Source organism: Hymenobacter sp. (assembly GCF_031398885.1).
Taxonomy (GTDB): domain Bacteria; phylum Bacteroidota; class Bacteroidia; order Cytophagales; family Hymenobacteraceae; genus Hymenobacter.
Map to the genome: position 1 here is coordinate 49911 of NZ_JANNOD010000085.1, position 13302 is coordinate 63212.

Sequence of the window (13302 nt, forward strand, 5' to 3'; positions counted from 1 at the left end):
CCCTGCTGTTCGCCCGCTCCCCCGTCCCCAACCGGGCTAGGGCCAAGTCCTTGCTCAGGCCACTGAATACCCGGCGAAGTCCTTGCGAATTTGCGTTTTGAGCAGCTTACCGGTGGCCGTGTGGGGCAGTTGCTCCACGAATTCCACGGCGTCGGGCTCGCAGAACTTGGCCACCTTGCCTTTGAAAAACGCCAGCAGCTCCTGGCCTGACACCTCCATGCCCGGGCGGCGCACCACCACCAGCAGAGGCCGCTCGCTCCACTTGGCACTGGGCACGCCGATGACGGCGGCCTCGGCCACGGCGGGGTGGCCCACGGCCAGGTTCTCGAGGTCGATGCTGGAAATCCATTCGCCGCCGGACTTGATGACGTCCTTCGAGCGGTCGGTGATTTGCATGAAGCCGTCGGCGTCGATGGTGGCCACGTCGCCGGTGCGGAACCAGCCGTCGGCCGTCAGCTCGCCAGGTGCGCCACTGCCAAAGTAGTCGCGCACCACCCAGGGGCCGCGCACCAGCAGGTCGCCGAAAGCCACGCCGTCGTGCGGCAGCTCCTGGCCGTCGTCGCCCACAATCTTCATGTCCACGCCGAACACCGCCCGGCCCTGCTTGGCCCGCACAGCCAGGCTCTCGGCGGGGTCGAGGGCGGCGTGCCGGGCCTTGAGGCTGCTGGTGGTACCCAGCGGGCTGGTTTCGGTCATGCCCCAGGCGTGCAGGATGGTCACGCCCAGCTCTTCCTCAAACGCTTTCATCAGGGCCGGCGGGCAGGAGGAACCGCCCACCACCGTGCGCTCCAGGGTGGCGAATTTCCGCTGGCCCTCGCGCATGAACTGCAGGAGCCCCAGCCAGATGGTGGGCACCCCGGCCGAGAACGTGACGCCCTCGGTCTCGAACAGCTCGTAGAGGCTGGCGGCGTCCATGCCCGCGCCGGGCAGCACCAGCTTGGCCCCGTTGAGCGGCGCGGCGTAGGGCAGGCCCCAGGCGTTGACGTGGAACATGGGCACCACGGGCATAATCACGTCGCGGGCCGAGCAGCTCAGGGCGTCGGGCAGCGAGATGCCCAGCGCGTGCAGCACCGTGGAGCGGTGCGAGTAGAGCACGCCCTTGGGCTGGTCGGTGGTGCCGGAGGTGTAGCAGAGCGAGCAGGCCGTGTTCTCGTTGAGCATGGGCCAGGCGTAGTCCGCCGTTTCGGCGGCCAGCAGGTCCTCGTAGCTGCACAGGCCGGGCATGACCGACGCGGCCGGCAGGTGCGCGGCGGGGGCCATGAGCACCCATTTTTCTACTTTGGGGCACACGGGGGCCAGCCGCTCCACTAGGGGCAGGAAGGTGATGTCAAAGAACAGCAGCCGGTCCTCGGCGTGGTTGATGATGTAGACGAGCTGCTCCGGGAACAGGCGCGGGTTGATGGTGTGGCACACCGCCCCGATGCCGGCCACGCCGTAGTACAGCTCGAAGTGGCGGTGGGTGTTCCAGGCCAGGGTGCCCACCCGGTCGCCGTCCTCCATGCCCAGCCTGAGCAGGGCATTGGCCAGCTGCTGGCTGCGGCCGTGCGCGGCGGCGTAGGTGTAGCGGTGAATGCCGCCCTCCGGTAAGCGGGACACTATTTCGGTGTCGGTGTGCCACTTGGCGGCGTGTTCGAGCACGCCAGCTACGCGCAGCTGGTCGGCCATCATGAGTCCTTGCATGGGTTCGGCGGCGGGGTTGGGTGGGATGGGAAATGCCGGAGGCCAAGCTAGCCAATAATTCGGATTTGAAACTTGTTACCGCGCCGGGTCCGCAAAAAGACGGGCCCAGCGCGGCCAGCACGTGCCGCTGCCCAATGGAGCGCTACGACGTGGCCCTCACCATCCAGCATAGAAAACTCAAGCCGACCATTTACGCGGCCCTGGCTAAGCTGGGGCTGGAAGTGGCGGAGGCCCCGCGTACCATCAAAATGCTGCGCCTTTCGCCTGCGCTGGCCGGGAAAGTAAGCTGACATGGTTAAGAGCTGTCAGGGCAACCGGTACCACAGCGTGCTTCCTTCTACGAAACCGACCACGCCATGACCTTTGGCATAATATAACCGCCGAACTGACTTGGTCCGCCTGCCGCAGCGCGCTGCCCACCATGCACGAATGGCCGCACCACCGGCCGCCTCGCCGATAGACTTACCTGCTCCGATTCGTAAGCTATTGCCTGCTCGTAAACTCATTCCAGTAACCCTGGCCCCAAGGTCGTGGGGACCTTGAGCGGTTGCTTAAAGGTCGGCCTTGGCCCGCTTGGCGTTGGCCTTCGCATCGGCCGCCTTCTGCTTAGAAAGCGCCTTGCTGTACATGGTCGCCGTGGCGTCGCGGCTTATGGGATTTTCGGCATATGAAAGCCCCACCACGCGCCCCGACCAATCCCGGGCAAGGGTGTACCGGTCCGACTGCCCCGTGCGGCCATAAGCGGCTTCCAAGGCGTCGCGCAAGGCCCGGCTGTTGGCGGCGCCCGCAGTAGCAAGCGTGACGGAATAGAGCCGGCCTTTGTAATAACAGTAAGATATGTCGGACAGTTGGGCGTCTCCGATTTTCAATTCGTCGGTTGCGCGGGAATAGCACTGCGTGTCTCCCTCCCCTTGCCCCAGGGGCGTTGCCCCCGGTAGTGTTTCAACAGACGCCCCAAAAACGGCGTCCCGAAATCCGTTTTTGGCGTCAAGGGCATTGGCAAATTGGGCCCGAGACGGGATGGTGAGTAGTAGCAAGCAGAGCAATAGCAGGTGTTTCATGCCGGCTAATATAGTGTCTACTCAATGCTCAGCCGCCAAGCCTCAAAAGAAACCGTATGCTCGTCAACCCGACCAGCGTAACCAAACCCGGCGCAACCCGGCGTAAATGTTTCACTCCCGCACCAGGCGCTGCACCAGCGGCCCGGCCGCCCCCTCGATGCGCACCAGAAACACGCCGGGCGGCAAGCCCGCCAAGTCCAGCGGATGCGTGCGGCCGGCCGGCAGCACCAGGCGGCGCACCACCCGGCCCAGGGCGTCGAGCACGGCGATGCGGCAGGCACCCGCCGGCAAATCCCGCAGGTCGAGCGTGGCCGGCCCCGCCGTGGGGTTGGGCCAGAGCCGGGGCCCGGCCGCGGCCCGAAGTCCCGCCGGCCGGGCGGCCAGCACCGTACCCGCCCCGTTGACGCGCAGCAGCACCGCCGACGAGTACGGCGCCAGCGTGAGGCTGCCGCTGAAGGCGGCGTTGCGGGCGTCGAGGTAGCGCGCGCCAGGGGGCAGAGCAATGGTGCGCGGGCTGGCCGTGGCATTGTACTCGAAGCGCACCGAATCGGCGACCGAGGCGGCGGTGAGGGTGGCTTCGCGCAGGTCCACGTTGTCGAGCCACTCCTGATTGGCATCTTCGCCCACGGTGAAGGCCAGGTTGGCGGTGGGGTCGTCGGCGGTGGGCACGAAAGCCACTTCGAAGTCGGTAGGGATGGGCGTGAGCAGCACGGTGGTGCGGGGCGCGAGGTCGGCGTAGTTGGCAGCCCCGCGCTTGAGGTAGACTTCCACCACCTTGCTGCCCGTGGCGCAGGCGGCCCGGAAGCGCACGGCGTAGCGCTTGGCCTGCTGAATGGGGCCCATGCGGGTTTCCGTGGTCATGAACTGGCCGGCCTGGCCCGAGGCGCCGGCAAAGCTCAGGCGCAGGCTGCCCCCGCCGCCCAGGCGGTTGGCGTTGTCCCAGCTGATGCGCCCGTTGCCGGCCGCGGAGTAGAAGTTCCAGCCCCCGATGCCAGCCGTGAGCTGGCTGTTGGCGACGAGGCCATTGCCCGCCCGGGCGTCGACCCGGAACGCGCGGAACCGCACCGGGCTGTCGCGCGAGCCGGCGTCGTGCCCGAAGGCCGCCTGCCAGTCGACGAGGTTGTAGCGGGTGTTGACGAACGCGCCGGTGCTGGGCCCGCTCGGCGCGGTGCGGTACTGGGTGCCGATTTTCAGCAGGTCGTTGAAGGGCCGGACGTAGTGGTTGTTGGCAAAGGCTCCCAGGGTGGCCAAGTCGTTGGCCGACGTTTCGTAGCGCGCTACCCCGTCGGCGGCACTGCTGGTGGCCAGCACGTTGTCGCGAATGTCGAGGTTGCTGAACAGGCACCGGTTGCTGCTGGGGGCCAGCAGCAGCTGCTGCTGGTTGCCAAAACACGTGTTGCCGCGCACAGCGACGCGGTTGGTCCCGTGCAGGAAAATGCCGCTACTGCGGCAGTAGGCTACGGTGTTGCCCGCCACTTCCACGTTCTGGGAGCAGTCGTCGAGGTAAATGCCGTGGCCCGGCACGTACGTCGGGTCGTCGGTCCCCTCGGGGGCCCCCACCGCATTAATCACCACGTTATTGATGATGCGGGCGTTGAGATTGTTCGCTGGCGGGGAGGTGCCGTTCCAGGTGTAGATGCCCCCGCCATCGTCCTTGGTCAGGTCAAAATTGGAAACGACGTTGTGCTCGATGGTGACGTTGTTGCTGGCGTAGTACGACAGGCCCACGTAGCCGCAGCTGTCCAGGGTGTTGCCCTGGAGCAGCAGGTTGTTGCTGCCCATCACATTAAAGGTGAAATACTGGGTGTCGCCGCCCAGGCCCCGGCCGGCCACCAGGCCCGTGTTCCGCAGGGTATTGCCCCGAAACGTGCAGTCAGAGCAGCCGCTCACGCTGATGCCGTTGTTGTTGGCGTCCTTAATCAGGTTGTTTTCGAACAGCACCGCCGAGGCCACGCCGTTGAGGCGCACGCCGTTTTCGCCGGCTCCCCGCACGGTCACGCCGCGCACCGTGAGGTGGGAAGCGCTTTCGGCGTCCAGCCCGAAGCGCAGGGCGTGGGCCAGGGTCAGGTTTTCGAGCGTGACGTACTGCTGGCCGCGAATGACCAGCCCGGCCGGGGCCGCCGTGGTGGCCTCGATGGCCCCGTCGGCGGGCCGGGCCGGTGCGAAAAGACGTATTTTCCGGGCAGTCGCGTCGTAGTACCACTCGCCGGCTTGGTCGAGGGTGGCGGGGTGGCTTTGCAGAAAAAACCCCCACCCATCCTTCAGGCCGTAGCCCGAGTTGTTCTCGGGCGGGCCCAGCATGAGCGTAGCGCCGCTTTGGCTGGTCACGGGCAGGCGGTCGAGAATCCAGCGCTCGGAGCGCACGACGGCCGTGGCTCCCGCCCAACTGCCCCCGAGCCCGGCGCTGGTGAGCCGGCTGCTGCCCACGTGCGAGTTAATGACGAGGTAGCCCTTGCCCGGGGCGCTGGCGTTGGGGTAGCGGCCCAGCGGCAGGGCCCGGCCGCCGGGCCCGTACACCCCCGTCACGGCCGGGCCGCAGCTTGGGCAAGGGGCTTCCCAGAGGTTGGCCCCCGCTCCCACCCACCCGCTGAGCGGGGCACTCCCGCTCAGCACCGGGGCCGGGTCGCCGGCCGGCCCGTAGGCCGCGAAGGTGAGCGGCGCGGCGGCGCTGCCCGACCGCGTGATGGTGAGCACCCCGCGAAAAGTGTCGCCGCGCCGAAACAGCACCTGGTCGCCGGCCTGGAGCTGGCCCATCACGGCATTGAGCTTGGCCAGGGTTTGCCAGGGCGTGGCCGGGTTTTGGGCCTGCGCGGAAGAGTGGGCGTCGTTGCCGTTGGCGGCGAAATAGTAGGTCGCGGCCGGAGCCGCCGGGCCGCTCAGCAGCGTGGCCAGCAATAGCAGAAAGCCGATTTTCATAGGCGGAATGAAAATTCAGTATGAGTAAAGCAATATGCCAAAGCTCACGTTTTCCCGCCAAGATACTAAAAGTCAGTTGACTCGCGGCTTAGTCATTTACGAATAAATAAAATATTAACATTACGCTCTTTCTCAGACCAAGGGCACGTCCTATTGCTACTTCCGCACCGCCTCAATGGCCACCTGAAGCAATGCCGAACGCACGCTCAGCTCCGTCAGCTTGTTGTTGCGCCGCGTCGGGTGCACGCGGTTGGTGAGCAGCACCACCACCAGCTCCTGCGCGGGGTCGACCCAGAAATACGTGCCCGTGAAGCCGGTATGGCCGTAGCTGCTGGGCGAGGCGCTTTTGGCCGAGTTCACCGCGGGGTTGGCGGCGGGCCGGTCAAAGGCCAGGGCCCGGCGGTTGTCGGGGCAGAACTGGCAGCGGGTCCAATCGGCTAGAATTTCTTTGTTGAAAATTTGCTGCCCACCGTAGCGCCCGCCCCAGGCGTAGGTCTGCACGAGCTTGGCCACGTCGTTGGCGTTGCCGAACAGGCCGGCGTGGCCCGAGAGGCCGCCGAGCAGCGCGGCGCCCTCGTCGTGCACCGTGCCGTGCAGCAGCTGCCGGCGGAAGGCCGAGTCTACTTCGGTGGGCGCGAGGCGGGCCCGCGGGAAGCGGTTGGTGGGCCGGAAGCCCAGGGTAGTGGCACCCAGCGGCCCGTACACTTCGCGCTGCAGAAAGGCGTCGAACGACAGGCCGGTACGGGCCTTCACCAGCTCCGGGTAGAGGAAAAAAGACAGGTCCGAATACACGTAGCCCGGCTTCTCGTTCAGCGGCGACTTCCCGATTTCCTGATAGATGCGGGCCGGCAGGGTCTTACGCGCCCACAAGCCACGCGCCGCCGGCAACGGAAACCGGGCCGACGAATCAGCCCGAAAGTAGCGTCGGCGCAGCTTACCGTTTTTCTTGGTCAGCTCCTTCCAAAACGGTATCCACGCCTTGAGCCGGGCCTGGTGGGCCAGCACGTCGCGCATCTTCAAGCCCGCCTTATCAGTCCCGCGCAGAAAAGAGAAGTAGTTGCCCAGCGTGCTATCCGGGCTGAACTTGCCCTGCCCCTGCAGCCGCAGCAGCACCGGCGTGGCCGCCAGCAGCTTGGTCAGCGAGGCGAGGTCATAGATGTCGCCGTCGGTAACCAAACGAGGCGTGGACACTGCGTTTGTTGACTCTGCGCTTAATGAAGAATGAGGAATGAAGAATGAAGAGTTTTTCGGCTTGCGCGCATCCCGCCTAGCTTGCTTCTCCGCCACGTTTTTCCCTTTCAATTCCTCATTCTTCATTCCTAATTCTTCATTGCCGGCGAAGCCGGCGTACGTCTGGTTGCCGTAGCTTTTGCGGAGCACCACAGTGCCGCGCCGGGCGATGACCACCTGCGCGCCCGGAAAGGCCTGGGCCGCCAGCGCCCGGCCCACGAGGCTGTCCACGCGGGCTTCGAGGCGGCCGTCGAGGCCCACGTCTTCGGGGCTGGCGTAGCGCAGGCGCAGGTGGCCGGCCGTGCGCAGGCCGAAGCCGCGCGGGTAACGGTCCGACACCGTGACGGGCAGCTGGCCGGTGGCCGCGCTGCCGCCGAAAATGACCTGGGCGGCCAGGCTTTGGGCGTTGGCGCTTTCCTGGTAGGCCAGCACCACGGCGCCGGCCCGCTCCAGGTCGCGCACCTTGGCCACGGCGTAGGCCGAGCCGAACACGCTGAGCACCACGGTCTGCTTCTGGCCCACGAGCTCGCGCAGCAGCAGGTTGGTTTCGGGCGTGATGCCGAAGCTAGTGGCGGGCAGCCGGCCGAGGCCCTGCAGGGCCACCAGCACGGTGTTGTAGGGCTTGAGGGCTTCGCGCAGCTGGGTCAGCTCGTCGAGCGTGGGCGCGGGCGGGGCGTGAAAGTGGGCGGCGGGCGCGTAGTCGGCCACGGCTTTTTGGAAGTCGGTGGGGGCACCGGGCGCGCCGCCCAGCACCAGCGTGGCCAGGCGCAGGGTATCGAGCCGCTGCAGGGGCAGCAGGTTTTGTTGGTTCCGCAGCAAGGTCATACTCAGCTCGGTGAGGCGGTGGCTGAGGTACTGGGCGTGGGGCGGGTTGAGGTCTTCGTAAAGGTTTTGGATGTCAACGGGCCGGTACTGATGCAGGCCGGCCCATTGCTTGAGGGCCAGCACGCGGCGGCAGTGGGCGTCGATTTCGGGCTGCGAAATCCGGCCGCTGTCCACGGCGGCGCGCACCATTTGCAGGGCCAGCGGCACGTTTTTGCTGAACTCCAAAATGTCGTTGCCGGCCATGAGGGCGCGCACGTCGGCCTCGCCCGGCGGGAACATGCTGATGACGCCCTTCATGTTCATGGCATCGGTAAAAATCAAACCTTGGAACCCCATTTCCTTGCGCAACAAGTCCGTGATAATGGGCCGCGACAAGGTGCTGGGGCCCGGCACAGTGTCCAGGGCCGGCACGTTGAGGTGGGCCACCATCACCCCGCCCAGCCCGCCCGCCATCAGGCTGCGGAAGGGCGGCAGCTCCAGCGTATCGAGCCGGCGGCGGTCGACGCGCACCGTGGGCAGGGCCAGGTGGGAGTCGGCGTCGACGTCGCCGTGGCCGGGGAAGTGCTTGGCCACGGCCAGGATGCCGGCGTCCTGCATCCCGCGCATGTACTGGCGGCTGTCGCGGGCCACGGCCGCCGGGTTTTCGCCCCAGCTGCGGAAGCCGATGACCGGGTTAGCAGCGTTGTTGTTCACATCGACCACCGGCGCGAAGTTGACGTGCATTCCCAGGCGCCGGAACTGCCGGGCCACCTCGCGGCCCATGTCGTAGAGCAACGCCGTGTCAGTGTCGCCGCCCAGGCTCATCTGGTAGGGGAATTTCACCACGCTGTCGAGGCGCATTCCCACGCCCCATTCGCCGTCCAGCGCCACCAGCAGCGGCACGCGGCTCTGACCCTGGTAGCGGTTGAGCAGGCGCGCCTGCCGGCCCGGCCCGCCCTGAAAGAATATCAGCCCGCCAATGCCGTACTGCTGGATGAGGGCCGATACCGAGTCTTCGTCTACCCGCGTGCGGTTCGAATACGCGGCCACCATGAACAGCTGCGCGGCCCGCTGGTCGGGCGTGAGCACCCGCATCAGGCTGTCCACCCACCGCGAGTGCAGGTACCGGGTGAAGGCGGGCGCGTTGCCGGCGGGGAGCTTTATGCTTGGGGCTTTGCGCGCGGCAACCCGGCCGTTCTTGCTTTTGATTTTGGTTGACGCGGCCTTGGCTTTTGGAGCGGCGGAGCGGGGGCTGGTGGCCGGGGCGGCGGCGGGCCGGCGTTGGGCCGGGGCCAGCAACGGGGCGGCCAGCAGCAGAATCAGCAGGAGAAGCTTGGAATACGGCAAGGACACGGGGGAATAGGTTTCTGCGAAAGTAGCGCCTGCGGCAGGGAAGCAAACGGGCCGGGCATTGCCTGCCTTTACCGGGCCCGGCCCGCGCCGAATCGGCCCGCGGCTCACGGGCCGGCCGGCGCGGACCGGGACCACTCGGGGCCGCTGTGCAGCCGGGCCCGAATTTTACCGTTATTTGACCCCACCGTTACGCTTACTTCAGCTTCTTACGATTCATGAAAAAACTTGTCCTCGCCGGCCTCGTGGCCGCGGCGCTTACCGCGGCCTGCAACGGGCGCAACCAGTCCGACACGAGCTGGACCGGCCGGACGGACACCGCCGCCAAAGAACAGCCCCTGGCCGCGCTGTTCGACAGCTACTGGGAGCAGAATTCCCGCTTGTTTCCGCTCGACGCCACGGCCTACGGCGACAACCGCTACAACGACCAGCTACCCAACAACCAGACCCGCGCCTTCCGCGACACGCTGCGCAGCTTTTACCGGGGTTACCTCACGCGGCTCGAACAATTCGACCGCGCCAAGCTGGACGACAACGACAAAATCAGCTACGACATCTTCCGGTACGAGATGAACCACGGGCTGGCCGGCCTCAAGCTCAACACCTGGATGATGCCCGCCAACCAGTTCTACGGCCTGCCCATTGCGCTGGGCCAGTACGGCTCGGGTCAGGGCAACCAGCCCTTCAAGACCGTGCGGGACTACGACAACTGGCTGGGCCGGGTGCGCGGCTTCCCGGCCTGGACCGACTCGGCCATTGCCAACTTCCGGGTGGGCCTGCGCACCGGCGTGGTGCTGCCCCGGGTGCTGGTGCAGCGCATGATTCCGCAAATCACAGCCGCTGACATCGTGGTGACGGACGCCACCAAGAGCTTGTACTACGGCCCCATCGCGCGCCTGCCCCAGGGCTTTTCCGACGCCGACAAAACCCGCCTGACCGACGCTTACAGGAAAGCTATTATGACCGAACTGGTGCCCTCGTACCGGAAGCTGGCCGCCTTCCTGCAAACCGAGTACCTGCCCAAGGCCCGGGCCACGAGCGGCATCGACGCCGTGCCCGGCGGCCCGGAAATCTACGCCTATGACGTGAAGTATGAGACGACGACCGACAAAACGCCGGCCGAAATCTACCAGACGGGCCTGGCCGAAGTGGCCCGCATCCGAGCCAGCATGGAGAAAATCAAGGCCGAAGTGGGTTTCAAGGGCGACCTGCCGGCCTTCTTCACCTACCTGAACACCGACGCCAAGTTCCGGCCCTACAAGCAGCCGGCCGAAGCGCTGGCCGCCTTCGAGAACATTCACCAGCGGATGCTGCCCAACCTGCAGAAGATGTTCGGTCGCTCGCCCAAAACGTCGTTTGAAATCCGCCAAACCGAGAAGTTCCGCGAGGCGTCGGCGTCGGCGGAGTACAACCAGGGCTCGCCGGACGGCACCCGGCCGGGCATTTTCTACGTGCCCATCCCCGACGCCACCAAGTTCACCGTCACCTCAGGCATGGAGTCCTTGTTTTTGCACGAAGCCATTCCGGGCCACCACTACCAGATTTCCTTGCAGCAGGAAAGCACCCAGCTGCCCAAGTTCCGGCGCTTCGGCGGCCAGAACGCCTACGTGGAAGGCTGGGCGCTGTACTCCGAAAGCCTTGGGCCCGAGCTGGGCCTGTTCAAGGACCCCTACCAGCGCATGGGCGCTTTGGGCGACGAGATGCTGCGGGCCGTGCGCCTGGTGGTCGACACCGGCTTGCACTCCCGCCAAATGACCCGCGAGCAGGCCATTGCCTACCTGCTGGCCAACCTGAGCACCAGCCCCGACGAAGCCACCTCGGCCATTGAGCGCTACATGGCCATCCCCGGCCAGGCCCTGGGCTACAAAATCGGGCAGCTCAAAATCCGGGAGCTGCGCGCCAAGCACGAAAAGCAGCTCGGCAGCAAGTTCCGGCTCAGCGCCTTCCACGACGAGCTGCTCAAAGACGGCTCCATGCCTTTGGCCGTGCTCGAAACCAAGATGGACGCCTGGGCCGCCAAGCAGTAAGAACCCATCCGAATAGGCGGTCATGCTGAGCGCAGCCGAAGCATCTCGCCCGCTTCGTTGAACGATTGAGTTACTATCACACGCGAGATGCTTCGGCTGCGCTCAGCATGACGTTCTTTCTTTGCTGGCTTTCTTCCTAAAAACACCCGTCCTGCTTCCCGGCGCAGCTTGCCCGCCAAATCCTGATTCCCATGAAAGCCTCCTCCCTCGCCCTGCTTGCGGCCCTGTGGCTGCCGGCCGGCTCGGCCGGCGCGCAAGCGCCACCCACCAAAGCTGTTGCCAAAGCCGCCGCTGCGCCCGCCGCGGCCGCGCCACTGGCGGCTCTGTTCGACGCCTATTGGGAGGACCGCGCCAAGCTGTTCCCGCTGGGCGCCACCAGCCAGGGCGACAACCGCTACAACGACCAGCTGCCCAACGACCAGACCCGCGCCTTCCGGCAGCAGCAGCAGCGTTTTTACCAGCAGTATCTGACCAGCCTGGCCAAAACCGACCGGGCCCAGCTCGCGGCCGAGGACCAGGTGAGCTACGACATCTTCCAGTACGAACTGCAGGCCCGGCTCGACGGCCTCAAGCAAAACACCTGGCTGATGCCGTTTGCGCAGTTCTACAGCCTTCCCAACACGCTCGGGCAGCTGGGCGCGGGCACCGGGGCGCAGCCCTTTAAAACCGTGCGGGACTACGACAACTGGCTGGCACGCATCGGCCAGTTTCCGGTGTGGGCCGACTCGGCCATCGCCAACTTTCGGCTGGGCATGAAAGCCGCCGTGGTGCTGCCCCGGGTGCTGGTGCTGAAAACCGTGCCCCAGCTCACGGCCCAGGTCACGACGGACGCCACCAAGAGCCTGTTTTACGGCCCCATTACCCGGCTGCCCGCCGGCTTTTCGGAGGCCGACAAAGCCCGCCTGACCGCCGCCTACGAGCAGGCCATTCTCACCCAATTGGTACCCACCTACCGCAAGCTGGCTGACTTTCTGCAGACCGAGTACCTGCCCGCCGCCCGCAGCAGCACCGGCCTGGCCGACGTGCCCGGCGGCGCCGACATGTACCGCTACCACGTGCGGATGATGACCACCACCACCCGCGAGCCCGAGGCCATCTACCAGACCGGCCTGAGCGAAGTGCAGCGCATCCGGGCCGAGATGGAGGCCGTGAAAGCCCAGGTCAGCTTCCCGGGCGACCTGCCGGCCTTCTTCGCCTACCTGGGCTCGGAGCCCAAGTTCATGCCTTACAAAACGCCGGACGACGTGCTCACCGCCTTCCGCGCCATTCAGGCCCGCATCACGCCCAACCTGCCCAAGCTGTTCGGGCGCACGCCCAAGTCGCAGTTTGAGATTCGGCAAACCGAAGCCTTCCGCGCCGCCACGGCCTCGGCCGAGTACAACCGCGGCACGCCGGACGGCACGCGGCCGGGCATTTTCTACGTGCCCATCCTCGACGCCACCAAATTCAACACCACCTCGGGCATGGAGTCGCTGTTCGCGCACGAGGCCATTCCCGGCCACCACTACCAGCTCTCGCTTCAGCAGGAAAACACGGCGCTGCCCAAGTTCCGGCGCTTTGCTTCCTACCCGGCCTTCAGCGAGGGCTGGGCGCTGTACTGCGAAAGCCTGGGGCCGGAGCTGGGCCTCTACACCGACCCGTACCAGAAAATCGGCGCGCTGGGCGACGAGATGCACCGCGCCATCCGCCTGGTGGTGGACGTGGGTATGCACGCCAAAAACATGACCCGCGAGCAGGCCATCCAGTACATGATGGCCAACGAGCCCATCTCGGAGCAGGGCGCCACGGCCGAAATTGAGCGCTACATGGCCATTCCCGGCCAGGCCCTGGCCTACAAAACCGGCGCCCTGAAGCTGCGCGAGCTGCGCGCCCGCTACGAAAAGCAGCTCGGCCCCAAGTTCAGCCTGCGCGCCTTCCACGACGAAATTCTGGCCGGCGGCAGCATGCCCCTGGCGGTATTGGAGCGTAAAATGGACAGCTGGGCGGCCCGGCAAAAGCAGAATCAGTAGCGCAGCCGCAGCTACCCTGGGGGCGCCGGGCCGTCATGCGGAGCGGAATAAAGCACCTCACTCGCGCCTTCCGTCATGCTGAGCACAGCGGAGCCTCTCATTGCCACTGAGCAAATCGTGTTGACGTGATTAGCGCAGTTTTCAGGTTCGTGTACAGCTTTCACCTCACCCCCCGCCCCTCTCCCGCGGAGAGGGGGGCCAGCCGTAGGTCGGCAGCGGCCCCCC

7 protein-coding genes are annotated in these 13302 nt (G+C 66.1%); 3 read left to right on the top strand and 4 right to left on the bottom strand.

The genetic code is table 11. The annotated features are described in order from the left end of the window. Nucleotides 1–54: 54 nt before the first annotated feature. Nucleotides 55–1680, bottom strand: a complete 1626-nt coding sequence (locus RMO51_RS16465; RefSeq protein ID WP_310396450.1) for a 3-(methylthio)propionyl-CoA ligase — start codon at nt 1678–1680, stop codon at nt 55–57. A 65-nt stretch (nt 1681–1745) separates the two neighbouring features. On the opposite strand from RMO51_RS16465, the gene RMO51_RS16470 reads away from it, so the two are divergent. Further along, on the top strand, nt 1746–1970 hold the full coding sequence (locus RMO51_RS16470; protein WP_310396452.1) for a hypothetical protein: 225 nt from the start codon (nt 1746–1748) through the stop codon (nt 1968–1970). Nucleotides 1971–2231: 261 nt separating this feature from the next. Here RMO51_RS16470 and RMO51_RS16475 read toward each other — a convergent pair whose 3' ends face one another. From RMO51_RS16475 to RMO51_RS16485, 3 genes are all read right to left on the bottom strand, one after another. After that, nucleotides 2232–2741: a hypothetical protein gene (locus tag RMO51_RS16475; RefSeq protein WP_310396453.1), complete on the bottom strand. Its 510-nt coding sequence runs from the start codon at nt 2739–2741 to the stop codon at nt 2232–2234. Nucleotides 2742–2852: 111 nt separating this feature from the next. After that, nucleotides 2853–5657: a right-handed parallel beta-helix repeat-containing protein gene (locus tag RMO51_RS16480; RefSeq protein WP_310396455.1), complete on the bottom strand. Its 2805-nt coding sequence runs from the start codon at nt 5655–5657 to the stop codon at nt 2853–2855. 156 nt (nt 5658–5813) lie between these two features. Continuing rightward, nucleotides 5814–9038, bottom strand: coding sequence for a glycoside hydrolase family 3 N-terminal domain-containing protein (locus RMO51_RS16485; RefSeq protein WP_310396457.1), 3225 nt, complete (start codon nt 9036–9038; stop codon nt 5814–5816). A gap of 221 nt (nt 9039–9259) precedes the next feature. Between RMO51_RS16485 and RMO51_RS16490 the strand changes: the two genes are divergently transcribed. Further along, nucleotides 9260–11068, top strand: a complete 1809-nt coding sequence (locus RMO51_RS16490; protein ID WP_310396458.1) for a DUF885 domain-containing protein — start codon at nt 9260–9262, stop codon at nt 11066–11068. A 191-nt stretch (nt 11069–11259) separates the two neighbouring features. Beyond that, entirely contained in the window at nt 11260–13077 is a 1818-nt protein-coding gene (locus tag RMO51_RS16495) for a DUF885 domain-containing protein (RefSeq protein ID WP_310396460.1), read from the top strand. Nucleotides 13078–13302: the final 225 nt, after the last annotated feature.